The following is a 26,771-nucleotide window of genomic DNA, read 5'->3' as shown; positions in this document are numbered from 1 at the left end:
GACCCGGCATGCAGCGCCGCCGCCTCATCACGCCCAGCGAACGCAACACGCTCGATCCTTTCGTCGTCGCGACCGGCGATGCGCGGCCGCGCGACCAGCGCGATCTCATGGAACGGCCGTTCTTCTCGCTGGCCAAGGCCAAGCGCGTCGTGCCGATCCTCTACGAGGCCGGCGACGTGCGCGTCGAGGTCCTTGCCGTGCAGGAGCACGGCATGGCGACCATCTGGGACGCCGACGTCCTGATCTGGGCCGCGAGCCAGATCGTCGAAGCCGAGAATCTCGGCCTTCGAACCTCGCGCTTCCTGCGCTTCACCCCTTATCAGCTTCTCACCGCGATCGGCCGCGAGACCGGCGCGCGCGACTACAAGCTCCTCAAGGGCGCACTCTCGCGGCTCCAGTCGACGGTCATCCGCACCAACATCCGCCAGGGCGAGAACTGGCGGCGGCACCAGTTCTCGTGGATCAACGAGTGGGAGGAACTTTCCCGCGCCGACGGCCGCGTCGAGGGCATGGAGTTCGTCCTGCCCGACTGGTTCTACCGGGGCGTCGTCGACCGCTCGCTGGTCCTCACCATCGATCCGGCCTACTTCCGATTGAGCGGCGGCATCGAGCGGTGGCTCTACCGCGTCGCCCGCAAGCACGCCGGACGCCAGCCCGGCGGCTGGCTGTTCGACGTTCCGCACCTCCATGAGAAATCCGGCAGCCTGGTGCGCGTCTCCGACTTCGCGCTCCAGCTCCGCCGCATCGCCCTGCGCCAGCCGCTGCCCGGCTACCGCCTGCGCATCGAGCGGGAGGGCCGCCGCGAACTGCTAAGGATCGTACCGGTCAGCCCGTCAGCGGCCCCTGTGGACAAGGCTGTGGACGCGATCGGGATTTCGCACGCAGCACTATCGGGATTTCGCACGCAGGCGGTATCGGGACTTCGCACGCACGCACCACAGTTAAGTCTCTGGCCCGAAACCACGATTCCCGGCCTTAACTTAGAGTCTAATAGAGAATCTAACATTGTTGGGCGCGCGCGCGATGTGGAAAACCTCATCCGCAGCGCCGCCAGAAGTCTCGATGCCGGCGTCACGAAGACGAAACACGGACATGGGCCGCAGGCTAGTCCGGTTACGTCTTTCCGTAAATCCTCCCTTACGGCCGACGATACTTCAAACGCGCCGACGCCGCCCCGATCCCGAAAGCCGGGAGGGCACACATGATCGTCGCCGTGCTCAACCAGAAGGGCGGCGTCGGCAAGACGACGCTCGCCCTCCATCTCGCCGGCGAATGGGCGCGGCGCGGCCAGCGCGTCACCCTGATCGACGCCGACCCGCAGGGCTCCGCGCTCGACTGGTCGCAGCAGCGCGGGCGGGAGGGCCTGCCACGCGCCTTCGGCGTCGTCGGCCTCGCCCGCGACACGCTGCATCGCGAAGCCCCGGAACTCGCCCGCGACGCCGACCACATCGTCATCGACGGACCGCCTCGTGTCGCCGGACTCATGCGCTCCGCGCTGCTCGCCGCCGACCTCGTGCTGATGCCGGTGCAACCGTCGCCGCTCGACGGCTGGGCCTCGGCGGAGATGCTGGCGCTCCTGACGGAGGCGCGCATCTACCGGCCTCAGCTCGTCGCCCGCTTCGTCCTCAACCGCTGCGCCGCCCGCACGGTGATCGCGCGCGAGACGGCCGAGACGCTGGCCGAGCACGATCCGCCGGTGCTCGCCACGACGATCGGCCAGCGCGTCATCTTCGCCGACGCCGCGCAGACCGGACGGCTTGCCTGCGAGATCGCCGCCGACAGCCTGGCCGCGCGCGAGATCTCGGCGCTGGCGGCCGAGATCGCGCGGCTCGGCGTCGGGAGGACCGCGCCATGACGGTGCTTTCCGAAACCCTCCTGGCCGGCGATTGCCGCGACCTCATGCCGGAACGCGGCCCGTTCGACATGATCCTCGCCGATCCGCCTTACGGCGACACCTCGCTCTCCTGGGACCGCCGCGTCGAAGGCTGGCTTCCGCTCGCGCGGGCCGCCCTCAAGCAGACCGGCTCTTTGTGGGTGTTCGGTTCGCTGCGCAGCTTCATGGTCACGGCGATCCGGTTCGCGGATGCAGGCTTTCGCATCGCGCAGGAGATCGTCTGGGAGAAGCAGAACGGCTCCAGCTTCCATGCCGACCGCTTCAAGCGGGTGCATGAGCTGGCCGTTCAATTCTATCCCGCCGAGACGCCTTGGCGCGACGTCTACAACGATGTCCAGACGACGCCGGACGCGCTGGCGCGCACGGTGCGGCGAAAGAAGCGGCCGCCCCTTACCGGCCAGATCGACGCCGGCCACTATGTCAGCCAGGACGGCGGGCCGCGCCTCATGCGCTCGGTCATCTACGTGCGCAACGCGCATGGCCGCGCCATCCATCCGACCGAGAAGCCGTCCGCGCTTCTCGAAATCCTGATCCGCACGAGCTGCCCTCCTGGCGGCCTGGTCGGCGACTGGTTCGCCGGTTCGGGCGCGGCGGGCGAAGCCTGCCGGCTTTCCGGCCGCCGCTATCTCGGCTGCGAGATCGACGCCGCCATGGCCGAGCGTGCCCGCGCGCGCATCGCCTCCGTGCTGCCATTCGACGCGGGAGCCGCGCCATGACGGTCCGCACGGAAAAGCGCGGCTTCGCCTCCCGGCCCGGCGACGCCGAAGGCTGGATCAAGGCTGGCGAGACGCCGCCCGCGCGCAGTGGCGATGCCGCCGCCTTCACCGCGCGCCTCACCATCGACATCACGCCCGAGCTGCGCGGCCGCATCAAGATCGCCGCCTTCCGGCGCGGCGTCACGGCGTCCGACATGCTCCGCGAGCTGCTCGAACGCGAATTTCCCGACCGCCAAGGAGACATGCCATGACCGGCAATGCGGCCTACCGCTTGCGCGGCCGTCCGCTGCCGAACGGACCGGCGCCCTTCACCACGCTCGTCGAACTCACCTGGATCGAGAAGCGGATCGAGTGCTGGATCAGGTTCGGCCAGGAGAGCTACGAGCAGAAGCTCGACCGCCGCCGCAGGCTCGTCGGCTTCGCGCCCGAGACGATCTTCTGCCTCGTGCGCTGGGCCGCCAACGAGCACGGCACGATCATCTCGCGCGTCGACATCGTGCGCGCCGTCGACCGAGGCGAGCCGTTCCAGACGCTGCCATTCGTGCGGCCCGGCGGCGACATCCTGCTCAAGATCGACGGCTGGCCGAAGGTTGAGCGCGTGCTCCAGATCGTCGACGCGATCGAGGCGCAGGGCATCGATCCCGCCGAGGTTTCGCCCGACCACTGGCGGCACGTCCACAACCGGCTCGCCGCGGGTCACGAACCGCGCGCCTACACCGTCACCCGGCACAAGGCGTTTCTCCTGCGCCGGAGGGCGGAGCCATGACCCGCCTCGGCTACGCCGTCGTGACGTGCCTCGCGGCCACGGGCGCGGTCGCGGCGGCGATCGTCCCGGCGCCGACACGGCTGATCTGGAACGCGACCGCCAGCGCGCCAGTCGGATTCTACACGGTCGAGCCCGCCGTTGCCCTGGAAGTACCGGATCTGGTCGCCGTGCTGCCGCCCGAGCCGCTCGCGAGCTTCATGGTCGCGCGCGGCTATGTCGGTCGCGGCGTGCCGCTCCTCAAGCGCGTGCTCGGCCTGCCGGGGCAAAGGGTCTGCCGCACCGGGCGCACCATCACGGTCGACGCGGTGGAGATGGGCGAGGCGCTGGAGCGCGACCGTATGGGCCGCGACCTGCCCGCCTGGCAGGGCTGCCGGGTGATCGGCGACGGCGAACTCTTCCTCATGAACGACGTCCGCGACAGCCTCGATGGCCGCTACTTCGGCGCGCTTCCCGCCTCGGCGGTCATCGGCCGCGCGATGCCTCTCTACACCGATGACGACGGCGATGGCCGCTTCGTCTGGCGCGCGCCGACGCGGTGACGACGCGCTCCTTTCATCCTCACCGCAACGCACAGGAGACGAAAACCATGGCGCATCTCGGCCACTTCACCCGCACAGAAACCGGCTTCGAAGGGCGCTTCCACGCGCTCGGCATCGACGAGCCGCTCACTTTCGTTCCAGCCGAACCATTGGAGACCGAGAACGCGCCGCAATACCGCATCCTGCTCGGCGATCAGGACGGTCTCGACATTGGCGCGGGCTGGTCGCATGTCGGCGAACGCGCTGGCGAGTTCGTCTCCGTCGACCTCTACAGCCCGCTCTTTGGCGGCATTCTGCGCGCCAATCTCTTCCGCGACCCCGACGACGAGACGGTCTGGGGCCTGCACGTCACTCCCTCGAAGAAGAAGCGGGCGGAGGACTGAATGGTGCCGGTCCAACCTTCCGCCAGCGTCGGACCACCTTCCGCCGCCCGACGCCCAGCACTCCTCCTTCTTCTTTCCGGCCTGATCTTCGCCGCGCCCTCGGCGTTCCCGGCTTACGCGCAGACCGTGCAGCCGGCGCGCAACGCGGCCGCCGATCCGCATGCCGCCCACGTTGCCGAGGCGTCGCGACGCTTCGCCATTCCGCAGGCGTGGATCGTCGCGGTAAAGCGCGCCGAAAGCGCCGGCGACATGCGCGCCGTGTCCCCGGCCGGTGCGATGGGCCTGATGCAGATCATGCCCGCGACCTGGGCCGAGCTGCGCGGTCGCTATGGCCTCGGCCGCGATCCGTTCGCGCCGCGCGACAACATCCTCGCGGGCACGGCCTATCTGCGCGAGATGCTCGACCGCTACGGCAATGTCGCGGCGATGCTGGCGGCCTACAATGCAGGGCCGGCGCGGCTCGACCAGCATCTCGCGACCGGCCGTGCGCTGCCCGCCGAAACCCGCGCCTATGTCGCGGCGATCCTGCCGGCAATCGGCGTGAAAGCCGACCTCCGCGCCGCCGCCATGCTGCGCGGCAAGCGCCGCGGATGGCGGGATGCGCCGCTCTTCGTCGGCGCGCCCGGCGATGCGGCCGCCTCCCTACCGGCGCGCCGTCAGCCTGCCGTCGCGCCGCAGTCCGGCGACCTCTTCATCGCCCGTTCGGGCGCTGGAGGTCCGAGATGACGGCGTTCGCGGTCTCGGTCGGCGTAGCGTGCAACCGGCGAGGATCGGCGGGGTGGCCGGGGAGGCGCAGAACCACAACCGGACGATGGCGAGATAAAAAGGCGCGAGGTGCGCCTGATTCCGGTTGTGGTTTTTCAAGGAGTTACGCGCCGTCTGCGCGATGTGCGCGGTTCTGGCGAACCTCGCGATTTTCCGGCTTTCGCCGTCTTTTCCATGACTTGCCGCGATGTGCGGGGCTCATGTGATGAGCGCCGAGGACGATTTCCGCATCCGCCCTGGCCGCATCCGCTCTTCGAAGGCGGAGCGCGCCAGACCGTTCATCGCTCAGGCGCTCGCTGCCGCGCAGAAGGCCGGCGGGCGCGTCTCGCGCTCCGGCCGGATCACGCCCGGCAACCGCTCGCAGTTCGGGCGCGGCCGGCGCGCCAGCGTGCAGGCGAACCGCGTGCTCACGCGCCGCTCGCGCAACGTGGTGATCAAGACCCGCGTGGTCCGGCACTCGGCGCGCGCCGCTCCGCTCGCCGCCCATCTCAAATATCTCCAGCGTGACGGCGTGACCCGCGACGGCGAGAAGGCCCGCCTGTTCGGCGCCGAGCTGGACGAGGTGGACGCCCGCGACTTCGCCGAGCGCTGCGAGGACGACCGGCACCACTTCCGCTTCATCGTCTCACCCGAAGACGCCGGGCGCATGACCGATCTGAGGGACTTCGCCCGCGATCTCATGAGCCAGATGGAAAAGGACCTCGGCACGAAGCTCGATTGGGTCGGCGTCGATCACTGGAACACCGACAACCCGCACGTCCACATCATCCTGCGCGGCCGCACGGACGACGGGCAGGACCTCGTGATCGCCCGCGACTACATCAAGGAGGGGATGCGAGCACGCGCGCAGGATCTCGTGACGCAGGACCTCGGCCTGCGCAGCGATCTCGAAATCCGCGGCCATCTGGAGCGGCAGGTCGAGGCCGAGCGCTGGACCGATCTCGACCGGCAGCTCGCGCGCGACGGCTATCGCACCGGCGTCATCGACGTCGCGCCGCATCCCGACCGCCAGCCCGACGAATATCTCCCGCTCAAGGTCGGCCGGCTGCGCAAGCTCGAATCCCTCGGCCTCGCCGAAGAGATCGGCCCCGGCCAGTGGACGATCTCGGACAAGGCCGAGCCGACGCTGCGCGAACTCGGAGAGCGCGGCGACATCATCAAGCGCATGCACCGTGCGCTCGCCGAACGCGGCATCGAGCGTGGCACGGCGAGCTATGTGCTCGCGGCCGAGAGCCTTGACGACCCGATCGTCGGCCGGCTGGTCGAGCGCGGCCTGGATGACGAGCTGAAGGGCACAGCCTATGCCGTGGTCGATGGCGTCGACGGCCGCACCCATCACATCAAGTTCCCCGATCTCGACTCGACCGGCGACAGCGCGCCGGGATCGATCGTCGAGCTGCGCAAGTTCGACGACGCGCAGGGGCGCCGCCGCGTCGCTCTCGCCGTCCGCTCCGACCTCGACATCGGCCGGCAGGTCACGGCGACCGGCGCGACCTGGCTCGACCGGCAGAACATTGCCCGCGAGCCGGCGTCGCTCTCGGAGGGCGGCTTCGGCGCGGAGGTGCGCGACGCGCTCGACCGCCGCGCCGAGCGCCTGATCGAGCAGGGCTTTGCCGAGCGGCACGGCCGCAGCGTGATCTTCAACCGCAACCTCCTGCGTACCCTGCGACAGCGCGAGGTCGACGCGCTCGGCGAGCAGATCGCCGCGCAGACGGGGCGCGTGTTCAACCATTCCGCCGGCGGCGAATACGTCGCCGGGACCTATCGCCAGCGTTTCACGCTCGCCTCTGGCCGCTTCGCCATGATCGACGACGGCCTCGGCTTCCAGCTCGTGCCCTGGTCGCCCTCGCTCGAAAAGCAGCTCGCCAGGCACGTCTCCGGCGTCGCGCGCGGGGACGGCGGCGTCGACTGGAGTTTTGGCCGCAAGCGCGGGCTCGGCCTCTGACCATCACACCCTTCCAAGAAAGGACCCCGCAATGTCCGCCACGAAAATCCTCTGGGGCCAGATCCTCACCGTCTTCCTGATCGTCCTCGCGACGACATGGACGGCGACGCAGTGGACCGCGTGGCGGCTCGGGTTTCAGGCGCAGCTCGGCACCCCATGGTTCGAACTCGCCGGATGGCCGGTCTACTATCCGCCGTCCTTCTTCCTGTGGTGGTACTTCTACGACGCTTATGCGCCGTCCGTTTTCATGGAAGGCGGCCTCGTCGCGGCATCAGGCGGCTTCATCGCCATCGCCGTTGCCATCGGCATGTCGGTCTGGCGGGCGCGCGAGAACAAGGAGGTCGAAACCTTCGGCTCGGCGCGATGGGCGCGGCCGGAGGAGATCACCGCCGCGCGTCTTCTCGACCCGGATGGCGTGGTGCTCGGCCGGATGGATCGCTCCTATCTGCGCCATGACGGGCCGGAGCATGTCATGTGTTTCGCCCCGACCCGATCCGGCAAGGGCGTCGGCCTCGTCGTGCCGACCCTGCTGACCTGGCCGGGAAGCTGCGTCGTCCACGACATCAAGGGCGAGAACTGGAGCCTGACCGCCGGCTTCCGTTCGCGGCACGGCCGCGTCCTCCTGTTCGATCCGACCAATGCGCGCTCCTCGGCCTACAATCCTCTGCTCGAGGTGCGAAAGGGCCAGTGGGAGGTCCGCGACGTCCAGAACATCGCCGACATTCTCGTCGACCCGGAGGGCTCGCTGGAGAAGCGGAACCACTGGGAGAAGACCAGCCACGCGCTTCTGGTCGGCGCGATCCTCCATGTCCTCTATGCCGAGAAGGACAAGACGCTCGCCGGTGTCGCCGCCTTTCTCTCCGATCCGAAGCGGACGATCGAAGCCACGCTCGACGCGATGATGCGAACGGCGCATCTGGGCGAGGCCGGGCCGCACCCTGTCGTCGCCAGCGCGGCGCGCGAGCTGCTCAACAAATCCGATAACGAACGCTCGGGTGTGCTCTCCACCGCGATGTCGTTCCTCGGCCTCTACCGCGATCCGGTCGTGGCCGAGGTGACGCGCCGCTGCGACTGGCGGATCGGCGATATCGTCGGCGCTGCGCGCCCGACGACGCTCTATCTCGTGGTCCCGCCTTCCGACATCAACCGGACCAAGCCGCTGATCCGGTTGATCCTCAACCAGATCGGCCGCCGGCTCACCGAGGAGCTGGAGACGAGGGGCGATCGCCATCGTCTGCTCCTCATGCTCGACGAGTTTCCCGCACTCGGCCGGCTGGATTTTTTTGAGAGTGCGTTAGCCTTCATGGCGGGATACGGGCTGAAGAGCTTCCTGATCGCGCAGTCGCTGAACCAGATCGAGAAAGCCTACGGGCCGAACAATTCGATCCTCGACAACTGCCATGTCCGCGTCGCCTTCGCCACGAATGACGAGCGGACGGCCAAGCGTGTCTCCGACGCGCTCGGCACGGCGACCGAGATGCGGGCGATGAAGAATTATGCCGGGCACAGGTTGAGCCCTTGGCTCGGCCACCTGATGGTGTCGCGCTCGGAGACGGCGCGACCGCTGCTCACGCCCGGCGAGATCATGCAGCTTCCGCCCGCCGACGAAATCGTCATGGTGGCGGGCACGCCGCCGATCCGGGCGAAGAAGGCCCGCTACTTCGAGGACCCGCGTTTTCAGGAAAGGGTCCTGCCGCCCCCGGCGCTGGTCTCCGAGAATGTCGAGCCGGACGACTGGAGCAGCCTGCCCCTGCCGCAGCGGCCGGAGGTCGATCTGACCCCGGTCTCCGGCGTTGGCGAGGATGACGACGATCCGACCGAATCCGAGCGGCGGCACCAGCCTGAACTCAGCCGCGTCAAAACCGTCGAGAAAAAGGAGCCGATCGACAACGAGTTCGGCGGCGATCCCGGCGACGACAGCGAGGACGATACCGTTCGCAACAGCCGGATGAACCGGCTTATGCGGCAGGTCGCGCGGCAGGCTTCGCTCGATCCCAATGACGGCATCGACCTGTGAGGCCCGCGATGATCCGAACACCGAAAAAGCAGCGCCTGTCCGTCTATCTCGATCCCGATGTCATGCAGGCGCTCGTTGCCTATTCGGCCCGGCGCGACCAGTCGCGCTCGCTGATCGCCGAAGCCGCGATCGCGTCCTTCCTGTCACCCGACGATGCCGAGCGCCGGGAGGCGGTCGTCGCCAAGCGCCTCGATCAGCTCGACCGCCGCATGACGCGCCTGGAGCGCGATCTCGGCATCGCCGTCGAGACGCTGGCCGTCTTCGTCCGCTTCTGGCTCACGACGACGCCCGCGTTGCCCGAGCCTGCCGCGCAGGCCGCGAAGGCGAAGGCCGGCGAACGCTACGATGCCTTCGTCGCCGTCCTCGGCCAGCGGCTCGTCAAAGGCCCGAAGCTCCGGCAGGAGGTTTCGGAGGACATGGACGCGGCGGGCAAGGACGAGGGCGGCACGCCGTAGGCCGAGGCGAATTATACAGTCCGCAATCTGACCACCGCGCCGCGAAAACAGATAAGTCCAAGCAACTGATTCGGTTTTCGCGCGCGCCCACCGGGATCACCGTCACGAGCGGACTCCGCCGTTTTCCTGTCTTTGCACGCCACCGCACTACTACGACCGATACTTGTTGAATCGGCCCGACTTCGGGCTCTTTTACTCATCCCCGATCCAGGGCTGCGCATGGGGCGTGCCCGCTACCGGACGGGGACGACGTGGCGCGATCCTTCCAACAGACCGAGGCGACGACGCGGGGAGCGCGGATGCTCCGTACCGCGCTCGGACCCGCAATCGCCGGGTTTCTGGAGGACCCCGCGGTTGTCGAGGTAATGCTCAATCCCGATGGGCGGCTCTGGATCGACCGGCTCTCCGAAGGGCTGGCCGATACGGGGGAGCGGCTGTCGGCGGCCGATGGCGAGCGCATCGTGCGGCTCGTCGCGCATCATGTCGGCGCGGAGGTCCATGCCGGAGCGCCGCGCGTCTCGGCCGAGCTGCCCGAGAGCGGCGAGCGGTTCGAGGGCCTTCTTCCTCCCGTGGTCTCCGCGCCCGCCTTCGCGATCAGAAAGCCGGCCGTCGCGGTATTCACCCTCGCCGATTACGTCGCCTCCGGCATCATGTCCGCCGACCAGGCGCAGACGCTACGCATGGCGGTCCAGTCACGCGCCAACATCCTTGTCGCCGGCGGCACGTCGACCGGCAAGACGACGCTGACCAACGCCTTGCTGGCCGAAGTGGCGAAGGGCGCGGATCGCGTGGTCATCATCGAAGACACCCGCGAGCTGCAATGCGCCGCGCCGAACCTCGTCGCCATGCGGACCAAAGAGGGCGTCGTCACCCTCTCCGATCTCGTGCGCTCGTCGCTGCGCCTGCGCCCTGACCGCATTCCCATCGGCGAGGTGCGCGGCGCCGAGGCCCTCGATCTTCTCAAGGCATGGGGCACCGGACATCCCGGCGGCATCGGCACCATCCATGCCGGCACGGCGATCGGCGCGTTGCGCCGCCTCGAACAGCTCATTCAGGAAGCCGTCGTCACCGTCCCGCGCGCCCTGATCGCCGAGACCATCGATCTCGTCGCCGTGCTCGCCGGCCGAGGCTCCGGCCGCCGTCTCGCCCAGCTCGCCCGCGTCGAAGGGCTCACCGCCGACGGCGACTACCACGTCATTCCCGCAACTCAGCCCCCCACAGGAGAACCTTGATGAAGTCGCCCGCTTCCGCCCCGATCACGACCGTTCCGCCGGTTCCGGCCAAGCCGCCCAGGTCCTCCGTGCTGCGGGGAGCATACGACCGGCTCGCCAGTTCGACCGCGCTCGTCACCATCATGATGATGTCGGCCGCGCCGTCCGCCCACGCCTCCGGCTCCTCGATGCCGTGGGAAGCGCCGCTTCAGAAGATCCTCGAATCCGTCGAAGGGCCGGTCGCGAAAATCGTGGCCGTGATCATTATCATCGTGACGGGTCTGACGCTCGCCTTCGGCGATACGGCCGGCGGCTTCCGCCGTCTCATCCAGATCGTCTTCGGCCTGTCGATCGCGTTCGCGGCCAGTTCCTTCTTCCTCTCCTTCTTCTCGTTCGGCGGCGGGGCGCTCATCTGATGGCGGCCGGCTTCGAACAGCTCGACGCCGTGCCGGGGTTCTCGGTTCCCGTCCATCGCGCGCTGACCGAGCACATCCTGCTCGGCGGCGCGCCGCGCTCGATCGCCATCATGAACGGGACGCTCGCCGGCGCCGTCGGCCTTGGCCTGCGGCTCTGGCTGGTCGGGCTCGCGATCTGGATGATCGGCCATCTCACCGCCGTCTGGGCGGCCAAGCGCGATCCGCTCTTCGTGGAGGTCGGGCGCCGACATCTGCGCATCCCCGGCCACCTGTCGGTGTGAGGGCGCGGCCATGATGAACCTTGCCGAATACCGCCGCACCTCCGCCCGCCTCGCTGATTACCTGCCCTGGGCCGCGCTCGTCGGCGCCGGCGTCGTCCTCAACAAGGATGGCTCGTTCCAGCGCACGGCGCGCTTTCGCGGGCCGGATCTGGATTCCGCCGTGGCGGCCGAACTGGTCGCCGTCGCCGCCCGCCTCAACAACGCCTTCCGCCGCCTCGGCTCCGGCTGGGCGATCTTCGTCGAGGCGCAGCGGTCCGAGGCCGCGACCTATCCCGACAGCCGCTTTCCCGATCCCGCCTCATCGTTGGTCGATTCCGAGCGCAAGGCCGATTTCGAGGAAGAGGGCGCGCATTTCGTGTCCAGCTATTTCCTCACCATGCTTTACCTGCCGCCCGCCGAGGAAGCCGCCCGCACGGAAGCGTGGCTCTATGAAGGCCGGGAGCGCTCCGGCGTCGATCCTCATGAGGCGCTGCGCGCCTTCACCGACCGCACCGATCGCATCCTGGCACTGCTCGACGGCTTCATGCCGGAATGCGCATGGCTCGATGACGGCGAGACGCTCACCTACCTGCATTCGACAATTTCGACCAACCGGCACCGCGTCCGCGTGCCGGAGGCACCGATGTACCTCGATGCGCTGCTCGCCGACCAGCCGCTCACCGGCGGGCTGGAGCCGCGCCTGGGCGAGCAACATCTTCGCATCCTCACCATTGTCGGATTTCCGACCGCGACGACGCCCGGCATTCTCGACGAGCTGAACCGGCTCGCCTTCGAATATCGCTGGTCGACGCGCGCGATCCTCCTCGACAAGACCGATGCCATCCGCCTCCTGACCAAGATCAGGCGGCAGTGGTTCGCCAAGCGCAAATCGATCGCCGCGATCCTCAAGGAGGTGATGACCAACGAGCAATCCGTGCTCGTCGACACCGACGCCGCGAACAAGGCGCAGGATGCGGATCTCGCGCTTCAGGAACTCGGCCAGGACTTCGCCGGAGAAGCATACATCACCGCCACCGTGACCGTCTGGGACGGCGACGCCCGCGTGGCCGACGAGAAGCTGCGGCTGGTCGAGAAGGTGATCCAGGGCCGCGATTTCACCTGCATGCCCGAGACCATCAACGCCGTGGATGCCTGGCTCGGCAGCCTGCCCGGCCACGTCTACGGAAATGTCCGGCAGCCGCCGGTCAACACCCTCAACCTTGCCCACATGATGCCGCTCAGCGCCGTGTGGGCGGGGCCGGAACGGGACGAGCATCTCGGCGCGCCCCCGCTGCTGTATGGCAGGACCGAAGGCTCGACCCCGTTCCGGCTTTCAATTCACGTCGGCGATGTCGGCCATACGCTCGTCGTCGGCCCGACCGGCGCAGGCAAGTCCGTGCTGCTCGCGCTCATGGCCTTGCAGTTCCGTCGTTACAAGCGCTCGCAGGTCTTCGCCTTCGATTTCGGGGGCAGCATCCGCGCCTCGGCGCTCGCCATGGGCGGCGACTGGCACGATCTCGGCGGCGACCTGACCGATGGCTCGGAAACCTCGGTTTCCCTCCAGCCGCTCGCCCGCATCCATGAGGTGCCGGAACGCGCCTGGGCGGCCGACTGGATCGTCGCCATCCTGATGCGCGAGGGCGTGCAGATCACACCGGAGGTCAAGGAGCACCTCTGGACCGCGCTGACCTCGCTCGCCTCCGCGCCGGTCGGGGAGCGCACCATCACCGGCCTTGCCGTGCTGCTCCAGTCGAACGACCTGAAACAGGCGCTGCGCCCCTACTGCGTCGGCGGTCCATATGGCCGCCTGCTCGACGCCGAGAGCGAGCATCTCGGCTCGGCGTCCGTACAGGCGTTCGAGATCGAGGGGCTAGTCGGAACCGGCTCCGCCGCGGCGGTGCTGGCTTATCTCTTCCATCGCATCGGCGACCGGCTCGACGGCCGGCCGACGCTCCTGATCATCGACGAAGGCTGGCTGGCGCTCGACGACGACGGCTTTTCCGGCCAGCTCCGCGAATGGCTGAAGACGCTGCGCAAGAAGAACGCCAGCGTGATCTTCGCCACGCAATCGCTGTCCGACATCGATGGCAGCAGCATTGCGCCCGCCATCATCGAAAGCTGCCTGACCCGGTTGCTCCTGCCGAATGAACGCGCGGTCGAGCCCCAGATCACGGCGATCTATCGGCGCTTCGGCCTCAACGACCGCCAGATCGAGCTGATCGCCCGCGCCACGCCGAAGCGCGACTACTACTGCCAGTCGCGGCGCGGCAACCGGATGTTCGAGCTGGGCCTGTCGGAAGTCGGGCTCGCGCTTTGCGCGGCCTCCTCGAAATCCGACCAGACCCTCATCGACCAGATCGTCGCCGAACACGGCCGCGACGGCTTCCTGCCCGCGTGGCTCGCGGCGCGCGACGTCGCATGGGCCGCGGACCTCATCCCCGATCTCGTCAACTTCGACCCCCAGCCCGAACAGGAGAACTGAAACATGACGCCCACCTCGCCTCGCATCTCCGCCGCCCTGCTTGCCGCCACCGTGCTGTCCGTACCGCTCGCCGTCGCTCCGGTCCTGACCACCCCGGCACACGCCTGGAAGATCGTCTACGATCCGACCAATTACGCCCAGAACGTCCTTCAGGCCGCCCGCGCGCTGGAGCAGATCACCAACCAGATCACGTCGCTCCAGAACGAGGCGCAGATGCTCATCAACCAGGCGAAGAACCTGGCGAGCCTGCCGTTCTCCTCGCTCCAGCAGCTCCAGCAGTCCGTGCAGCGCACGCAGCAGCTCCTGAGCCAGGCGCAGAACATCGCATTCGACGTCGGCCAGATCGATCAGGCGTTCAAGACGCAATACGGCAACGCCTCGCTGACCGCCTCGGACGCCAAGCTGATCGAGGACGCGAAGACCCGCTGGCAGAACACCGTCGGCGGTCTGCAGGACGCCATGCGCGTCCAGGCCACCGTTGTCGGCAACATCGACACCAACCGTACCCAGATGTCGGCGCTGGTCGGGCAGAGCCAGGGCGCGACCGGCGCACTTCAGGCAACCCAGGCCGGCAACCAGCTCCTCGCCCTTCAGGCGCAGCAGCTCGCCGACCTGACCGCCGTGATCGCCGCGAACGGCCGGGCGCAGGCGCTCACCGACGCCGAGCGTTCAGCGGCCGCCGAGCAGGGACGCGAGCAGCGCCGCCGCTTCCTCACGCCCGGCTCCGGCTACCAGCCGGGAAACGCCAAGATGTTCAACGGCAACTGAGACGCAGGAAGGGGGACGACCATGGACGGCAAGATGCTGGCCCGGCTGGGCGCCGTCGTCTTCGTGGCTGTCGCGATCACAGCGACGGCCATCGAGCTGACCCGCAAGGACGAGGTAAATGTCCCGGAGCCGGCGCGGGCCGTCGAGCGCTCGATCGATGCGCTTCGCGTCGAACAGCGACGGTGCCAGCAGCTTGGCGAGGCCGCCGGCAAGGATGCCGGATGCCTGCGCGTCTGGGCCGAGACCCGCGATCGCTTTCTCGGCCGCACGCCGCAGCCGGTCGCGCCCGCGGCGAATGACGCACGGTGAGCGCAGATGGGCAGCACCAGCGTCATCGACAATTTCCTCTCGGTCTTCACGTCCTACATCGACAGCGGCTTTGGCCTGCTCGGCGGCGAGGTCGCCTTCATAGCTTCAACCCTCATCGTGATCGACGTGACGCTTGCGGCCCTGTTCTGGAGCTGGGGCGCTGACGACGACATCATGGCGCGGCTGGTGAAAAAGACGCTCTTCGTCGGGGTCTTTGCCTACCTGATTTCCAACTGGAACAGCCTCGCGAAGATCGTCTTCGACAGCTTCGCCGGACTCGGCCTGAAGGGCTCCGGAACCAGCTTCAGCACCGCCGATCTCCTGCGCCCCGGCAAGGTGGCGCAAACCGGACTCGACGCCGGACGGCCGCTGCTCGATTCCATCTCCGACCTCATGGGCTGGATCGCCTTCTTCGAGAATTTCATCCAGATCGCCTGCATGTTCTTCGCCTGGGTGCTGGTCATCCTCGCCTTCTTCATCCTGGCGATCCAGCTCTTCGTCACGCTGATCGAGTTCAAGCTGTCGACACTGGCCGGCTTCGTCCTGATCCCCTTCGGCCTGTTCGGAAAGACCGCGTTCATGGCCGAGCGGGTGCTCGGCAACGTGATCTCCTCCGGCATCAAGGTCCTGGTTCTCGCCGTCATCATCGGCATCGGCTCGACGTTGTTCTCGCAGTTCACCGCCGGCTTCGGCGGCGCGACGCCGACCATCGACCAGGCCATGGCGATCGTGCTCGCCGCGCTCTCCCTGCTCGGCCTCGGCATATTCGGCCCCGGCATCGCCAACGGCCTCGTCTCCGGCGGACCTCAACTCGGCGCGGGCGCCGCCGTAGGCACAGGGCTGGCGGTCGGAGGCGCAGCGCTCGCCGCAGGCGGCGGAGCCGTGCTGGCCGCCAAGGGCGGAGCGCTCGCTTTGTCTGGAGGTGCGGCCGCCGCGCGTGGCGGCGCTGCCGCCGCCGGCGCGGCTTCCTCGGCCTATACGCTCGGCTCGATGGGACAGTCCGGCATGTCGGGCATCGCCTCCGGTCTCGGCGGCGTGGCGCGCGCCGCCGGTTCGGGCGCTGCCTCGCCGCTGCGTCGCGGTCTCGCCCGCGCCGCTGAGAGCCTCAAGTCGAGCCACACCGGCGGCGTCAAGGGCGCTTTCGAAACGACGGGCGGCTCTTCGACCATGGGAACCGTCGGAGGTGGCGGGCAGGCCGCCAATGACGCCTCCGCCGGCGCTGCCGCGGCCGGATCTGTGAATACCCCGCCGGCCTGGGCGCAGCGCATGAAGCGCGGCCAGGCAATGAGCCATGGCGTTTCCGCGGCCGCCCACGCGGTCCGCTCCGGCGACAGCCACGGCTCCGGCTCTTCCGTCAATCTCTCCGAAAGCGACCGCTCATGAACCTCTTCCGACGACCCGCCACCCACTACGGCAAGACGCCGCAACCCGAGACCCCCTATCAGAAGGCTGCCCAGATATGGGACGAGCGTATCGGCTCCGCCCGCGTCCAGGCGCGCAACTGGCGCTTTATGGCTTTCGGATGCCTGGCGCTGTCGGCCGGCTTCGCCGCCGCTCTTGTCGTCCAGTCGGCGCGGGGCACCGTCGTTCCCTGGATCGTTCAGGTCGACAAGCTGGGACAGGCCCAGACCGTCGCCGCGGCAACCGCCGACTACCGTCCGACCGATCCGCAGATCGCATGGCATCTCGCCCGTTTCATCGAACAGGTCCGCTCCGTCCCGGCCGATCCGATCATCGTGCGGCAGAACTGGCTGCGCGCCTATGAATGGACGACGGACCGGGGCGCGGCCGCGCTCAACGACTATGCCCGCGTCAACGACCCCTTCACCAAGGTCGGCAAGCAGCAGGTTGCCGTCGAGGTTTCCTCGGTCATCCGCGCCTCGCCGGAGAGCTTCCGGATCGCGTGGATAGAGCGGCGCTATGAGAACGGCCAGCTTTCGACCACCGAGCGATGGACGGCAATTCTCACCATCGTCGTCCAGCCGCCCCGCGACGCCGAACGGCTCAAGGCCAATCCGCTCGGCATCTACGTCAATGCAATCAACTGGTCGCGGGAGTTGGGACAATGACGCCGCACTTCCGCAATGCCGCAAACCCGGCTTTCCGTAAATCCGTGATCACGGCTTTGCTGGTATCGACTGCGGTGCTCGGCGGATGTGCTTCTGCGAAGAAGCCGCCTGCAATCACCTACGATTCCGACGTGCCGCCGCTGCCGGCCGTACCGGCTGTGACGGACACCACGCCAAAGCCGCTCCACATCCCGCCCGCCTGGACGGTGAGCCGGGGCGGCGGCGGAGCCAGTACGCCGACCGCCCGTGTCGAGAACGCCAATCTCGCCGCCCGCGTCGAGCCGCGACGCGAGGGCTATTACAACGCTATCCAGGTCTATCCGTGGAGCGACGGCGCCCTCTATCAGATCTATGCCTCGCCCGGACAGATCACCAACATCGCGCTTGAGCCGGGTGAAAGCCTGACCGGCGCAGGCCCGATCGCCGCCGGCGACACAGCACGCTGGATCATCGGCGACACCGAGAGCGGCTCCGGCGAGACGCGGCGCGTGCATGTGCTGGTGAAACCGTCGCGCGCGGAAATCTCGACCAATCTCGTCATCACCACCGACCGGCGCACCTACATGATCGAGCTGCGCTCGCGCGAGAAACCCTACATGCCGTCCGTCGCCTGGTCCTATCCGCGCGCCCGCGGAGGCTCGGCGCAGGCGATACCGACAACGCCGGTTATCCCGGCCGTGGCGGCGCGGAACTATCGCTATGGCTTCGCATCCGGCGACAATCCGCCGTGGAAGCCGGTCTCCGTCTATGACGACGGGCGGCGCGTCTACATCGAGTTTCCGCGCGGCATCGTCCAGGGCGAATTGCCGCCGATCTTCGTGATCGGCCCCGAAGGCGAGGCCCAGATCGCCAATACGCGCACCTATCGCAACGTGCTGATCGTCGATCGCCTGTTCGGCGCGGCCGAGCTGCGGCTTGGCGGGGGCAAGCGTCAGCAGACCGTCAGGATCGAACGCATCGACGGCTCCTCGCGCGCAACGAATGTCCGCCAGGACAAGGGAGGGCAGTCGTCATGACAGACACCGGAAACAACAATGCTGCCCCGATGCGCCTTCGCGCCGAAGCCCCGCGCGTCACGCGCCTATCGCGCAAGGCGCTGGCCGGAGCCGGCCTCATCGTTTCGCTCGGTATCGGCGGCGCGCTGATCTATGCGCTCCAGACCCGCGATCGCGGCGCGGATGGCGAGGAACTCTATTCGACCGAGAACCGGGCGACGGCCGATGGGCTCGCCGGCCTTCCACGCGACTATACCGGGCCGGTCCTCGGCCCGGCACTGCCCGGCGATCTCGGCCGGCCGATCCTCAGCGCGCAGAACGAGGGCAAGCCCGTCGTTCCGCCCACCGTCCCCGATCCAACCGTGGATCAGGAAGAGCAGCGGCGGCGCGCCGAGGAGGAAGCCGCACGCACGAGCCGCGTCTTTTTCCAGACCGAGACACGCACGAACCCAACCGCAGGCGCGGATTCGGCCGCCGGCGCAGGTCTGCCCAATCTCGCCGGGCTCGGCCTCGGCGGAAATACCGCGCAGGACCGGCAGAACGCCTTCCTCAACGCCGCCGTCGATCGCCGGACCACCACGACCGACCGCGTCATGGCTCCGGCATCGCCCTTCGTGCTTCAGGCGGGCGCGGTCATCCCGGCAGCACTGATCACCGGCATCCGCTCCGACCTTCCCGGCCAGATCACCGCGCAGGTCACGGAAAGCATCTATGACAGCCCGACCGGCCGCGTTCTCCTCGTGCCGCAGGGCACGCGCATCATCGGTCAGTACGACAACAGCGTGCAGTTCGGCCAAAGGAGGGTCTTGTTGGTCTGGAACCGGCTGATCTTCCCCAATGGTCGCTCGATCGTGCTGGAGCGCCAGCCCGGCGCGGACAGCCAAGGCTATGCCGGGCTAGAGGATGGTGTCGACTACCACTGGTGGGATCTCGCCAAGGCGGCCGGGCTCTCCACCCTGCTTGCCGTCGGCGCCGAACTCGCGACGAGCGACGAGGACCGCCTGATCCGCGCGATCCGCGACGGCTCGCAGGATACGATCAATCAGGCGGGCCAGCAGATCATCCAGCGGCAATTGCAGGTCGCCCCCACGCTGACCATCCGGCCGGGCTTCCCGGTCCGGATGATCGTGACCCGCGATCTGGTCCTCGAACCCTACAGGGGATGATCCATGACCAAGCTGAAACTCGGTCCGCTCGCCAACGACAAGCCGGTCAAGGTCACGCTTGAGCTGCCGGCTGCGCTCGCCGATGACCTTGCCACCTACGCGCAGATATTGGGGCGGGACACCGGCCAGCCGGTCGCCGATCCGATGAAGCTCATCGTGCCCATGCTGGAGCGCTTCATCGCCACCGACCGCGGGTTCGCCAAGGCCCGCCGCTCGGTCACGCCTGATCGTCGCTGATCGGGCGAGTCCCGAACCGTTTCGCCGACAGGTTGCGGGCGAGGCTCAGCATCCGGCGCAGCGCCGGATTGTCGTTGCGTTGCGACCAGACCGCGCAGAACGGCAGTTCTTCCGTCACCAGAAGCCGATACGCCACGCCCCGGAATCTGGTCCCCGTCGTGGCCTCGCTGGTGAGCGAGATACCTTTTCCCAGAGCCACCAACTGCATCAGCGTGTCCCGGTTATAGACCGGGCACTGCTCGACGCTCGGATGGTGGCCCAGCTCGGCGAGATGCTTGACGAGATAGTCGTGGATCTCGGGACCAGGCTCCGCCTCGCTGACGATGAAATGCCGGTCGCGCAGGTCGGCCCATTCGATCTCCTCCCTTGCCACAAGCTCATGCTTTTCCGGCAGGACGACGAACACGCGCTCGGCCCACAGCCGCGTCACCTCACATCCCGCGACGTGCGGCTCGCCCGTCAGGAAGGCGATGTCGATCTCGTGGTGCCGGACAGCGGCCTTGTGGTCGGCAGGCGTGCCTTCGATGAATCTCGTGCGAACACCGGGATGCTCCCCTGCGTATCGCTCCAGCAGATCGGCGATGAAGCCCGAGGCGAGGGACGAGAATATGCCGATGCGTAGCACGCCCTTTTCGGCGCGGCCCGCAGCTCTCACTTCCTTCACGGCCAGATCGATTTCCGCGATCGCCCTCCGAGCGTGCGTCAGGAACTTCCGTCCCGCCTCGGTGATGACCACCCCCCGCTGATATCGAATGAACAGCGCCGCACCGGCCTGATCCTCCAGATCGCGGATGCGGCGGCTGACCGCCGATTCTCGAACGCCGACCGCTATCGCCGCCTGTCGGAAGCTGCCATGCTCGGCCGCTGCAATCACATAGTGGAGTTGCCGCATCTGGATTTCAGGCTCGCGGTCACGTCTGAGCAATCACCTCTACCTCCGCATGCGTCACCCATTCGAGGGGGCATCGTGCAGATTCCAACGGTGACAAGGTCAAGCCCACTTGTCGGGAAATTTACGTGATTTTGCGGTGCCTTCGAATAGCTTTCAAATTTCTTACGCGGGCCGGTTGACAATGAAACACTTGAACATGTATTCAAGTGTTTAGACTGAACGCAACCACTGGACCGACCTATGGCAGACCACTCTCACTCCCACAGCGACCACCACGGCCACGATCATGATCACTCACACGTACCGACCGTAACGAAGGAAAACGAGCGCAAGATCCTCATTTCCTTCTTCATCATCTTCATCTTCATGGTCGTCGAGGCAGTCGGCGGTGTGATCTCCGGTTCGCTCGCGCTGCTTGCCGATGCGGGACATATGCTGACCGACGCCATCGCGCTCGGTCTCGCCTACGTTGCCTTCCGCCTCGGCCGCCGCGTCGCCGACAGCCAGCGCACCTTCGGCTATGCCCGCTTCGAGGTGATTGCGGGCCTCATCAACGCCCTTACCCTGTTCGGCATCGTCGCCTGGATCGTCTACGAGGCCATCGAGCGCTTCCAAGAGCCGCAGCCGGTCATGGCCGGTTCGATGTTCGTCGTCGCCATCATCGGCATGCTCGTGAACCTCTTCGTCCTCTGGTATCTGACGCGCGGCGACTCCGATCACGTCAATGTCAAGGGCGCCGTGCTGCATGTCATGGGCGATCTGCTCGGCTCGGTCGGCGCGATCATTGCCGCCATCGTCATCTGGTACACTGGCTGGACCCCGATCGATCCCATCCTGTCGGTGTTCGTGTCGCTGCTGATCCTGCGCAGCGCCTGGAGCCTGCTCAGGAACACGCTGCATATCCTGCTCGAAGGTGCGCCCGACAACGCCGGCGCGGAGAAGATCTCCGAGCATCTTCGAAAGACCGTTCCCGGCATCCAGAGCGTCCACCACGTCCATGTCTGGTCGCTGACTTCCGGCCGTGTGCTGGCAACCCTTCAGGTGCAGCCGATGGAAGGCGTCGATGTGCGCACCGTCATGCAGCAAGTCGACCACGAGCTGAAGACGCAGTTCAAGATCGAGCACCCGACGATCGGGATCGACTGGGACGGCGTGGCCAGTTGCACCCTGGAGGAGCCGAGCAAGGCGGCTGTGTCCCACGCAGGGCATTCGCACTGACCGTCCACTCTTCATGGGTTCACTCGGAAAGCTGGAAAGGAAAACCGTTGAACAAGGCAGATCCCCTTTCGACCCAGGAGTTGAACTTCCTATCCGAAACATTCCGCCTGCTGGGTGACCCCAGCAGGCTAAGGATTCTCCTCCATTGCGAGGAAGGCCCGAAGTCGGTCACCGATATCTCCGAAACGCTTGAGCTGTCGCAGTCGCTCGTCAGCCACCACCTGCGACTGCTTCGCGGCGCGCGGCTGGTAACGCGGGTCCGACATTCGAAGCAGATGTTCTACGAAATCTCCGATCAGCATGTGGGCGACGTCCTGCTCGATATGCTCTCCCATGTCCGTGAGGAACGAGAAGGCGTCGCCGAACGCGACGCCAGCGTTCAACACTCCTGATCGTCGTGAGCACGGAAAACGATGACAGAGTTGCGACGCGGCAAACAAAGCATCGGAGCCGCGCTGAACGAAGGATTCTCGACGATGAGAGGGGCCGCAAATTGCATCGACTTCTTCGGTGGCCGTCTTGAAACTCTGGCCGATGAGGAAGGCGGAGCGCTGCACCGGGTGAAGATGACAACTACGTTTACGCTATAGCACTCTAAACGAGCGTTAGTCGCATCCGCCTCGGCGTTTCATCCAGCGTTCGTTCCCTCACGCATTGCTATGGGTTCGAGACGATCCGGAAGCCGAGGTCCGTATGATGTTCAGGATGGCTACTGTGCGTCACCAAGCTCAACCGGGCTGATGGTGATCTTTCTCTCAAAGCGTCCAGGCAGGCCATTTGGCCATATAGTTTTCTCAATCCTTATTCGATGGCCTGCCTCAACAATGACGCTGTCATCTCCGGTGGGCAATTGAATCGACCGCCAGCGTTTGCATCAGGGTCGTCAACGGAAGCCCGTATCCGCGGCGTCATCCAGATCGGCCCGGCCGAGGCGACAGCCCGGCCGTCCGACCGCACCATCACCGCCATCGCCGAGGACGGCATCTATCGACCCTGGAACAGGCGAAATTCGAGGGCCGCGTTCCCGGTGGCGACTATGAGGGCTATGTCGATGCCCATGTTCGTCGGCTGGAGGCATTGCGCCGCGCCGGGATCGTCGAGCGCATCGACGCCGACCAATGGCGCATCCCCAATGATCTGGTTAGCCGCGCCGCCGACTACGATGCCGGCCGAGACCGGCAGGCCAGTGTTCGCGTCCTGTCACCCATCAATCTGGAAAGGCAGATACATTCGGACGGCGCGACGTGGCTGGACCGGCGATTGATCCACAGCGAAACCGCCGATATTGCGCCGGCCGGTTTCGGCCAGCAGGTGCGCGAGGCCATGGACCAGCGCCGCGAGCATCATATCGAGCAAGGCGACGCTACCCGAGCACGGAATGGCCGCATCTTCTACCGGAGCAGCCTTCTCGCCACCCTGCGCGAGCGCGAGGTTGCCCGTGTTGGCGGGGAGATGGCCGAGAGCAAGGGCCTGCCTTTCCGTGCCGCCACGGACGGCGAGAACATCAGCGGCAAATTCACCGGCACCGTGCAGCTATCGAGCGGCAAGTTCGCCGTGGTCGAGCAGTCCCACGAGTTTACCTTGGTCCCATGGCGGCCGGTCATAGACCGACAGCTCGGTCGCGAGGTTATGGGCGTCGTTCAGGGCGGATCGGTGTCGTGGCAGCTAGGGCGGCAACGAGGGATTATGTTGTGATGATGGTTCGCCCTTGCGAATCAGATAAGTGTGCGCTTATCTATTGTTATGATCCCGAACGACATATTCAAAGCTCTGGCCGATCCGACACGCCGCGCGATTTTCGAGAAGCTGGCGTCCGGCAGCATGAACGCCGTCACACTGCGGCAGGGTATGGAAATTAGTCAGCCGGCGATGTCGCAACATCTCTCTGTCCTGCGCAACGCCAAGCTGGTGCGGGAAGAACGTCAGGGCCGCTTTGTGAACTATGAGGTCGATCCAGAGGGGCTGGCACTCATCGCGGAATGGCTGGCGAAGTATCGGGCCTATTGGCCTGCGAGAATTGACGCTTTGAAGAGCTTACTAAGGGACATGGACCAATGAGCGACACGGAGGCAAAGAAGCCCAAGGATAATCTCGTCGTGGAATATGAAATCGACGCTCCCCCTGAAATGGTTTGGCGGGCGATTAGTATTCCAGAGCTTCGAGAAAAATGGCTGCCTGAAAAAGACTTGGCCGATGCTGTCCCGATCTCGGCAGAACCGGGAGAGGAAGTCCGCTATCGGATGCGCGAAGAAGAATCGCCTTTCCTCGAAAGCATTGTGACGTTCCAAGTCGGTCCCAATGTCTATGGCGGCACGAGGTTGAGGATCATCCATCATCTTGTGGACGCCCGATCCGTTCGGCGAACACCCCCTGCCGCGAACAACAATTGGCCCGTGCTTATGCTCGCAGCATAGCACCTCAAACAACACATCAAAATCTAGAAGACAGGAGTTCGCCTATGCGCGAAGCGATGCAACTCGTCCCTATGGTCATCGAGCAATCCAGCCGTGGCGAACGCTCTTTCGACATCTATTCCCGCCTTCTGCGCGAGAGGATCATTTTCCTGAACGGTGAGGTCAACGACACCGTTTCCGCGCTCGTCTGCGCGCAGCTACTGTTTCTGGAAGCCGAGAATCCCAAGAAGCCAATTCAGCTATACATCAATTCTCCCGGTGGCGTCGTTACCAGCGGGCTCGCCATGTATGACACCATGCGATACATCCGCGCTCCGGTGCATACTCTTTGTATGGGGACGGCCCGCTCGATGGGGTCATTCCTGCTGATGGCCGGCGAACCCGGCGAACGCGCGGCATTGCCGAACGCCAGCATCCTGATTCACCAACCATCAGGCGGATTCCAAGGGCAGGCGTCGGATATGCTGATCCATGCCGAGGAGATCCTGAAAACCAAGCAGCGCATGACCCGGCTCTACGCGGAGCATTGCAAACGCAGTTATGAAGAGTTCGAACAAGCCATGGACCGCGACCGCTTCATGACGGTGGAAGAAGCGTTGGAATGGGGTTTGATCGATCGCGTCTTGACGGAGCGCGAAACCGGCGCGGCCTCGGAAGTTGCTGGATGAGTTAGCGCCAATTGGATGAGGACTGTCACTTCGCTCTAAGCTCTCAAATTTTCAGCAACGAAGTCGGCCCGCTGCTCGATTCCCACCAGCGGCAGCTCGACTATCTGATAGCCAAGCCTGCCATAAGTCTCAGCCATGACCATACCGGTCGCCTCGGCCTCTTGCCTGTCCTGTTTGCGCTCAGTGTCTTGCGTGAAGATGGCATCCCAATACGGGGCGAGAAAAACCCGCTTGTTGTAAGGGTAGGTTTTGGCCGCCGTCTCGAAATGAGCAGGCACAGGCAGGCCGCAGAGTGTGAGATAACCAACAACATCCGGCATACCACGGTCCATCAAGACAAGCGCGTCACTTGCAAGTGCCTCCTGATAAGAACGCAGTTCCCAGCCCAACATGAGTTCGGCGAAGAGTGCGCGATCCGCCCAAGGCAAAGCTTTACCGCCGATCCTGATCTGGTCTCGAATGATCGCCCTGCCGGCCTCGGGCATGGTGCGGAAGCCGCGCTGGGCCATGGCATCGATCAGACTGCTTTTGCCGGAACCGGGGCCACCGGTTACGACGATCATGTGTTCAGTATTTGCCATCAGATTCCATCCGCATTTAACGTGATTATCTTGAATTCGAGGAATGAAGCGTAGCCGGGATCGTCATCCGTTCCGACTGGCGCTGCGGAGTGTTTCGATGCCGATTTAGCGAACAGCAGCTGGCTCTACGTCACAAAGATTGGATAGAGCGAGACAACCAGCAGCGCTGCCATGGTGAGATTGAAGGCGCGCAGCTTCGCAGGCTCCGTAAGAAGCCGGCGGAGGCCAACACCGAACGCCGCCCAGATGCCGACGCAGGGTGCGTTGATCGCTGCCATCAGCAGTGCAGCTGCGGCGACGGACGACAACGAGGGAGAGCCCGGAAGATAGGTGGCGACGGCACCGAGCGCCATGACCCATGCCTTGGGGTTGACCCATTGGAACGCAGCAGCGCCAATGAAGCCCAAGGGTCTGGCAGCCGATCTTTCTGCATTCTCCGGTGCTGCGGCCCCGGCGATCTTCCATGCCAGATACAGAAGATAGGCGCCGCCAACCCATCGCAGGATGGTGTTGAGCATGGGATACGCCTCGAAAATCACTCCAAGGCCCATCCCCATGATGACGATCATCGCGGCGAAACCAATGCTGATGCCCGCAATATGTGGCAATGTCCGCCGAATGCCGAAATTAACACCGGATGCCAGCACCATCATGTTGTTCGGTCCGGGCGTGACCGATGTTACGGCTGTATAGAGACACAGCGCCAGAAATGCTTGCAACCCGGACAAGTCGGGCGAGGTTAGCTGTGAAACATCTGTCATGACTTGACGCGATCCGCGACATCAAAGGGAAGTTTTTGGCGCGACTGGCACCAATGCTTCGACCGGCCGCCATCCCCCATTTTCATAATCCGCTTCATTGTTGAGGCTTCAGAAATCGGCCAACCATTGTCGTGACCAGTTTGCGGCTCTCCTCGAAGTCAAGGTCCGCTGTCATCAACGGCAGCATCGGCGCGGCATCAAGGACCGCCACCAGAACCGCGCTGGTGTGCTTAGGGTCAAGGCCGGAATCGACTTCGCCACGCGCCTGACCTGCGGTCAGCGCTTCTGCCAGCAATGTTCGAACACCATCAGTGTTCTGTTTGAGGATGGCCCTGATTCTTTCGTTACGCCCCGCTTCTGCCAGCAACTCGAACAGAATGCGGCAATGACCGAGATCGTCCCACCCCTTCATGCTCCACAATTCCGATAGCAGAACAGTCGCCGTCTGTTCGTCCTCGGGGTGGCCGCTGAAATGGCTGTGGAGACTGGCAAGGTAATCATCCGCCATCTGCTCAATGATAGCGTCCTTGCTGGGGAAGTAGTGATAGAGGTGGCCGGGGCTCATCGCCGCTTCTTTGCAGATCATCGAAATCGACGCGCCCTGCAGACCATGGCGCAGGAAGCACCTATGCGCCGCTGCGAGAATCTCCTGCCTTCTGCCTTCATGCTGCTCGGGAACGCGCTTGCGGACCATGGGGCCTCCATAAACATAGAATGATCGCTCTAATATAGCTTGACCACACGTCGATCATAACTAGAGTGAGCATTCAATCTATGTCGGAACGGCTGGTTGGTCCAGTCCTATGCTGCCTCAGCCGGTCCGATTTCCAAGATGCGAGGCCAC

32 protein-coding genes are annotated in these 26,771 nt (G+C 65.7%); 28 read left to right on the top strand and 4 right to left on the bottom strand.

Annotated elements, in window-relative coordinates:
- Nucleotides 1–8: 8 nt before the first annotated feature.
- The 22 genes from ShzoTeo12_RS14300 to ShzoTeo12_RS14195 all read left to right on the top strand — a co-directional run bounded on the left by ShzoTeo12_RS14300 (nt 9) and on the right by ShzoTeo12_RS14195 (nt 19,393).
- On the top strand, nt 9–1,205 hold the full coding sequence (locus tag ShzoTeo12_RS14300) for a replication initiator protein A (RefSeq protein WP_003500090.1): 1,197 nt from the start codon (nt 9–11) through the stop codon (nt 1,203–1,205).
- Entirely contained in the window at nt 1,202–1,855 is a 654-nt protein-coding gene (parA, locus tag ShzoTeo12_RS14295; RefSeq protein ID WP_003500091.1) for a ParA family partition ATPase, read from the top strand. Before ShzoTeo12_RS14300 ends, parA begins: the two co-directional genes overlap by 4 nt.
- Nucleotides 1,852–2,610, top strand: a complete 759-nt coding sequence (locus ShzoTeo12_RS14290; protein WP_003500092.1) for a DNA-methyltransferase — start codon at nt 1,852–1,854, stop codon at nt 2,608–2,610. The genes parA and ShzoTeo12_RS14290 overlap by 4 nt, the downstream gene beginning before the upstream one ends.
- Nucleotides 2,607–2,861: a hypothetical protein gene (locus tag ShzoTeo12_RS14285; protein ID WP_003500093.1), complete on the top strand. Its 255-nt coding sequence runs from the start codon at nt 2,607–2,609 to the stop codon at nt 2,859–2,861. The genes ShzoTeo12_RS14290 and ShzoTeo12_RS14285 overlap by 4 nt, the downstream gene beginning before the upstream one ends.
- Nucleotides 2,858–3,376 carry a DUF2840 domain-containing protein gene (locus ShzoTeo12_RS14280; protein ID WP_003500094.1) on the top strand — a complete coding sequence of 173 codons (519 nt, stop codon included), beginning with the start codon at nt 2,858–2,860 and terminating at the stop codon, nt 3,374–3,376. Before ShzoTeo12_RS14285 ends, ShzoTeo12_RS14280 begins: the two co-directional genes overlap by 4 nt.
- On the top strand, nt 3,373–3,915 hold the full coding sequence (locus ShzoTeo12_RS14275; protein WP_003500095.1) for a S26 family signal peptidase: 543 nt from the start codon (nt 3,373–3,375) through the stop codon (nt 3,913–3,915). The genes ShzoTeo12_RS14280 and ShzoTeo12_RS14275 overlap by 4 nt, the downstream gene beginning before the upstream one ends.
- A gap of 47 nt (nt 3,916–3,962) precedes the next feature.
- Nucleotides 3,963–4,298 (top strand): DUF736 domain-containing protein, encoded by a 336-nt coding sequence (locus ShzoTeo12_RS14270; RefSeq protein WP_024899640.1) that lies wholly within the window; start codon nt 3,963–3,965, stop codon nt 4,296–4,298.
- On the top strand, nt 4,299–5,024 hold the full coding sequence (locus tag ShzoTeo12_RS14265; protein ID WP_003500099.1) for a lytic transglycosylase domain-containing protein: 726 nt from the start codon (nt 4,299–4,301) through the stop codon (nt 5,022–5,024). It begins immediately after the preceding gene.
- Nucleotides 5,025–5,268: 244 nt separating this feature from the next.
- A complete protein-coding gene (locus ShzoTeo12_RS14260; protein ID WP_024899641.1) occupies nt 5,269–7,008 on the top strand; it encodes a relaxase/mobilization nuclease domain-containing protein in 1,740 nt (579 codons plus the stop codon).
- 31 nt (nt 7,009–7,039) lie between these two features.
- Nucleotides 7,040–9,025: a conjugal transfer protein TraG gene (locus tag ShzoTeo12_RS14255; RefSeq protein ID WP_003500103.1), complete on the top strand. Its 1,986-nt coding sequence runs from the start codon at nt 7,040–7,042 to the stop codon at nt 9,023–9,025.
- Between the two features lie 8 nt (nt 9,026–9,033).
- Nucleotides 9,034–9,480: a hypothetical protein gene (locus tag ShzoTeo12_RS14250; protein WP_003500104.1), complete on the top strand. Its 447-nt coding sequence runs from the start codon at nt 9,034–9,036 to the stop codon at nt 9,478–9,480.
- 299 nt (nt 9,481–9,779) lie between these two features.
- Nucleotides 9,780–10,712, top strand: coding sequence for a P-type conjugative transfer ATPase TrbB (trbB, locus tag ShzoTeo12_RS14245; protein ID WP_003500105.1), 933 nt, complete (start codon nt 9,780–9,782; stop codon nt 10,710–10,712).
- Nucleotides 10,713–10,834: 122 nt separating this feature from the next.
- Nucleotides 10,835–11,107, top strand: a complete 273-nt coding sequence (locus ShzoTeo12_RS14240) for a TrbC/VirB2 family protein (RefSeq protein WP_234825348.1) — start codon at nt 10,835–10,837, stop codon at nt 11,105–11,107.
- Entirely contained in the window at nt 11,107–11,388 is a 282-nt protein-coding gene (locus ShzoTeo12_RS14235) for a VirB3 family type IV secretion system protein (RefSeq protein ID WP_003500121.1), read from the top strand. Before ShzoTeo12_RS14240 ends, ShzoTeo12_RS14235 begins: the two co-directional genes overlap by 1 nt.
- 10 nt (nt 11,389–11,398) lie before the next feature.
- Nucleotides 11,399–13,849 (top strand): conjugal transfer protein TrbE, encoded by a 2,451-nt coding sequence (gene trbE, locus ShzoTeo12_RS14230; RefSeq protein ID WP_003500123.1) that lies wholly within the window; start codon nt 11,399–11,401, stop codon nt 13,847–13,849.
- 3 nt (nt 13,850–13,852) lie between these two features.
- A complete protein-coding gene (gene trbJ, locus ShzoTeo12_RS14225; RefSeq protein ID WP_003500125.1) occupies nt 13,853–14,617 on the top strand; it encodes a P-type conjugative transfer protein TrbJ in 765 nt (254 codons plus the stop codon).
- A gap of 21 nt (nt 14,618–14,638) precedes the next feature.
- A complete protein-coding gene (gene trbK-alt, locus ShzoTeo12_RS14220; RefSeq protein WP_003500127.1) occupies nt 14,639–14,926 on the top strand; it encodes a putative entry exclusion protein TrbK-alt in 288 nt (95 codons plus the stop codon).
- Between the two features lie 6 nt (nt 14,927–14,932).
- Nucleotides 14,933–16,309 carry a P-type conjugative transfer protein TrbL gene (gene trbL, locus ShzoTeo12_RS14215; protein WP_003500129.1) on the top strand — a complete coding sequence of 459 codons (1,377 nt, stop codon included), beginning with the start codon at nt 14,933–14,935 and terminating at the stop codon, nt 16,307–16,309.
- On the top strand, nt 16,306–16,995 hold the full coding sequence (gene trbF / locus ShzoTeo12_RS14210) for a conjugal transfer protein TrbF (protein ID WP_003500130.1): 690 nt from the start codon (nt 16,306–16,308) through the stop codon (nt 16,993–16,995). Before trbL ends, trbF begins: the two co-directional genes overlap by 4 nt.
- Nucleotides 16,992–18,011 (top strand): P-type conjugative transfer protein TrbG, encoded by a 1,020-nt coding sequence (gene trbG / locus ShzoTeo12_RS14205; protein ID WP_003500131.1) that lies wholly within the window; start codon nt 16,992–16,994, stop codon nt 18,009–18,011. Before trbF ends, trbG begins: the two co-directional genes overlap by 4 nt.
- Nucleotides 18,008–19,156, top strand: coding sequence for a TrbI/VirB10 family protein (locus ShzoTeo12_RS14200; protein ID WP_024899643.1), 1,149 nt, complete (start codon nt 18,008–18,010; stop codon nt 19,154–19,156). Before trbG ends, ShzoTeo12_RS14200 begins: the two co-directional genes overlap by 4 nt.
- A 3-nt stretch (nt 19,157–19,159) precedes the next feature.
- On the top strand, nt 19,160–19,393 hold the full coding sequence (locus ShzoTeo12_RS14195) for a DUF2274 domain-containing protein (RefSeq protein ID WP_003500135.1): 234 nt from the start codon (nt 19,160–19,162) through the stop codon (nt 19,391–19,393).
- Here ShzoTeo12_RS14195 and ShzoTeo12_RS14190 read toward each other — a convergent pair.
- Nucleotides 19,374–20,318, bottom strand: coding sequence for a LysR family transcriptional regulator (locus ShzoTeo12_RS14190; protein ID WP_003500137.1), 945 nt, complete (start codon nt 20,316–20,318; stop codon nt 19,374–19,376). The two genes, ShzoTeo12_RS14195 and ShzoTeo12_RS14190, sit on opposite strands and share 20 nt — an antisense overlap.
- 207 nt (nt 20,319–20,525) lie before the next feature.
- Between ShzoTeo12_RS14190 and ShzoTeo12_RS14185 the strand changes: the two genes are divergently transcribed.
- From ShzoTeo12_RS14185 to ShzoTeo12_RS14160, 6 genes are all read left to right on the top strand, one after another.
- A complete protein-coding gene (locus ShzoTeo12_RS14185) occupies nt 20,526–21,503 on the top strand; it encodes a cation diffusion facilitator family transporter (protein WP_024899644.1) in 978 nt (325 codons plus the stop codon).
- A gap of 47 nt (nt 21,504–21,550) precedes the next feature.
- Complete coding sequence (locus ShzoTeo12_RS14180) at nt 21,551–21,895, top strand: ArsR/SmtB family transcription factor (RefSeq protein ID WP_035243485.1); 345 nt, start codon at nt 21,551–21,553, stop codon at nt 21,893–21,895.
- Nucleotides 21,896–22,352: 457 nt separating this feature from the next.
- Nucleotides 22,353–23,198 (top strand): DUF3363 domain-containing protein, encoded by an 846-nt coding sequence (locus ShzoTeo12_RS14175; protein ID WP_080600487.1) that lies wholly within the window; start codon nt 22,353–22,355, stop codon nt 23,196–23,198.
- 48 nt (nt 23,199–23,246) lie between these two features.
- Nucleotides 23,247–23,561 carry an ArsR/SmtB family transcription factor gene (locus ShzoTeo12_RS14170; protein WP_003500156.1) on the top strand — a complete coding sequence of 105 codons (315 nt, stop codon included), beginning with the start codon at nt 23,247–23,249 and terminating at the stop codon, nt 23,559–23,561.
- Nucleotides 23,558–23,917: an SRPBCC family protein gene (locus ShzoTeo12_RS14165; RefSeq protein ID WP_024899646.1), complete on the top strand. Its 360-nt coding sequence runs from the start codon at nt 23,558–23,560 to the stop codon at nt 23,915–23,917. The genes ShzoTeo12_RS14170 and ShzoTeo12_RS14165 overlap by 4 nt, the downstream gene beginning before the upstream one ends.
- A 44-nt stretch (nt 23,918–23,961) precedes the next feature.
- The gene (locus tag ShzoTeo12_RS14160; RefSeq protein ID WP_024899647.1) at nt 23,962–24,585 is read left to right on the top strand and encodes an ATP-dependent Clp protease proteolytic subunit; all 624 of its coding nucleotides are present in this window, start codon (nt 23,962–23,964) and stop codon (nt 24,583–24,585) included.
- Nucleotides 24,586–24,620: 35 nt separating this feature from the next.
- On the opposite strand, the gene ShzoTeo12_RS14155 is transcribed toward ShzoTeo12_RS14160, so the two are convergent.
- From ShzoTeo12_RS14155 to ShzoTeo12_RS14145, 3 genes are all read right to left on the bottom strand, one after another.
- Complete coding sequence (locus ShzoTeo12_RS14155) at nt 24,621–25,166, bottom strand: AAA family ATPase (protein WP_024899648.1); 546 nt, start codon at nt 25,164–25,166, stop codon at nt 24,621–24,623.
- Between the two features lie 125 nt (nt 25,167–25,291).
- Nucleotides 25,292–25,927 (bottom strand): LysE family translocator, encoded by a 636-nt coding sequence (locus tag ShzoTeo12_RS14150; RefSeq protein ID WP_024899649.1) that lies wholly within the window; start codon nt 25,925–25,927, stop codon nt 25,292–25,294.
- A 94-nt stretch (nt 25,928–26,021) separates the two neighbouring features.
- Complete coding sequence (locus ShzoTeo12_RS14145) at nt 26,022–26,621, bottom strand: TetR/AcrR family transcriptional regulator (protein ID WP_003500170.1); 600 nt, start codon at nt 26,619–26,621, stop codon at nt 26,022–26,024.
- Nucleotides 26,622–26,771 lie beyond the last annotated feature (150 nt).

The organism is Shinella zoogloeoides (assembly GCF_033705735.1).
GTDB lineage: Bacteria > Pseudomonadota > Alphaproteobacteria > Rhizobiales > Rhizobiaceae > Shinella > Shinella zoogloeoides_A.
The sequence above is the reverse complement of the archived record's forward strand: the minus strand, read 5'-3'. Positions and strand labels throughout refer to the sequence as shown.

Bases quoted from the DNA above. Each gene is read 5' to 3' on its own strand.
- ShzoTeo12_RS14300 (WP_003500090.1), top strand. From the start codon at position 9: ATGCAGCGCCGCCGCCTCATCACGCCCAGCGAACGCAACACGCTCGAT.
- parA (WP_003500091.1), top strand. From the start codon at position 1,202: ATGATCGTCGCCGTGCTCAACCAGAAGGGCGGCGTCGGCAAGACGACG.
- ShzoTeo12_RS14290 (WP_003500092.1), top strand. From the start codon at position 1,852: ATGACGGTGCTTTCCGAAACCCTCCTGGCCGGCGATTGCCGCGACCTC.
- ShzoTeo12_RS14285 (WP_003500093.1), top strand. From the start codon at position 2,607: ATGACGGTCCGCACGGAAAAGCGCGGCTTCGCCTCCCGGCCCGGCGAC.
- ShzoTeo12_RS14280 (WP_003500094.1), top strand. From the start codon at position 2,858: ATGACCGGCAATGCGGCCTACCGCTTGCGCGGCCGTCCGCTGCCGAAC.
- ShzoTeo12_RS14275 (WP_003500095.1), top strand. From the start codon at position 3,373: ATGACCCGCCTCGGCTACGCCGTCGTGACGTGCCTCGCGGCCACGGGC.
- ShzoTeo12_RS14270 (WP_024899640.1), top strand. From the start codon at position 3,963: ATGGCGCATCTCGGCCACTTCACCCGCACAGAAACCGGCTTCGAAGGG.
- ShzoTeo12_RS14265 (WP_003500099.1), top strand. From the start codon at position 4,299: ATGGTGCCGGTCCAACCTTCCGCCAGCGTCGGACCACCTTCCGCCGCC.
- ShzoTeo12_RS14260 (WP_024899641.1), top strand. From the start codon at position 5,269: ATGAGCGCCGAGGACGATTTCCGCATCCGCCCTGGCCGCATCCGCTCT.
- ShzoTeo12_RS14255 (WP_003500103.1), top strand. From the start codon at position 7,040: ATGTCCGCCACGAAAATCCTCTGGGGCCAGATCCTCACCGTCTTCCTG.
- ShzoTeo12_RS14250 (WP_003500104.1), top strand. From the start codon at position 9,034: ATGATCCGAACACCGAAAAAGCAGCGCCTGTCCGTCTATCTCGATCCC.
- trbB (WP_003500105.1), top strand. From the start codon at position 9,780: ATGCTCCGTACCGCGCTCGGACCCGCAATCGCCGGGTTTCTGGAGGAC.
- ShzoTeo12_RS14240 (WP_234825348.1), top strand. From the start codon at position 10,835: ATGATGATGTCGGCCGCGCCGTCCGCCCACGCCTCCGGCTCCTCGATG.
- ShzoTeo12_RS14235 (WP_003500121.1), top strand. From the start codon at position 11,107: ATGGCGGCCGGCTTCGAACAGCTCGACGCCGTGCCGGGGTTCTCGGTT.
- trbE (WP_003500123.1), top strand. From the start codon at position 11,399: ATGATGAACCTTGCCGAATACCGCCGCACCTCCGCCCGCCTCGCTGAT.
- trbJ (WP_003500125.1), top strand. From the start codon at position 13,853: ATGACGCCCACCTCGCCTCGCATCTCCGCCGCCCTGCTTGCCGCCACC.
- trbK-alt (WP_003500127.1), top strand. From the start codon at position 14,639: ATGGACGGCAAGATGCTGGCCCGGCTGGGCGCCGTCGTCTTCGTGGCT.
- trbL (WP_003500129.1), top strand. From the start codon at position 14,933: ATGGGCAGCACCAGCGTCATCGACAATTTCCTCTCGGTCTTCACGTCC.
- trbF (WP_003500130.1), top strand. From the start codon at position 16,306: ATGAACCTCTTCCGACGACCCGCCACCCACTACGGCAAGACGCCGCAA.
- trbG (WP_003500131.1), top strand. From the start codon at position 16,992: ATGACGCCGCACTTCCGCAATGCCGCAAACCCGGCTTTCCGTAAATCC.
- ShzoTeo12_RS14200 (WP_024899643.1), top strand. From the start codon at position 18,008: ATGACAGACACCGGAAACAACAATGCTGCCCCGATGCGCCTTCGCGCC.
- ShzoTeo12_RS14195 (WP_003500135.1), top strand. From the start codon at position 19,160: ATGACCAAGCTGAAACTCGGTCCGCTCGCCAACGACAAGCCGGTCAAG.
- ShzoTeo12_RS14185 (WP_024899644.1), top strand. From the start codon at position 20,526: ATGGCAGACCACTCTCACTCCCACAGCGACCACCACGGCCACGATCAT.
- ShzoTeo12_RS14170 (WP_003500156.1), top strand. From the start codon at position 23,247: ATGATCCCGAACGACATATTCAAAGCTCTGGCCGATCCGACACGCCGC.
- ShzoTeo12_RS14165 (WP_024899646.1), top strand. From the start codon at position 23,558: ATGAGCGACACGGAGGCAAAGAAGCCCAAGGATAATCTCGTCGTGGAA.
- ShzoTeo12_RS14160 (WP_024899647.1), top strand. From the start codon at position 23,962: ATGCGCGAAGCGATGCAACTCGTCCCTATGGTCATCGAGCAATCCAGC.
- ShzoTeo12_RS14155 (WP_024899648.1), bottom strand. From the start codon at position 25,166: ATGGCAAATACTGAACACATGATCGTCGTAACCGGTGGCCCCGGTTCC.
- ShzoTeo12_RS14150 (WP_024899649.1), bottom strand. From the start codon at position 25,927: ATGACAGATGTTTCACAGCTAACCTCGCCCGACTTGTCCGGGTTGCAA.
- ShzoTeo12_RS14145 (WP_003500170.1), bottom strand. From the start codon at position 26,621: ATGGTCCGCAAGCGCGTTCCCGAGCAGCATGAAGGCAGAAGGCAGGAG.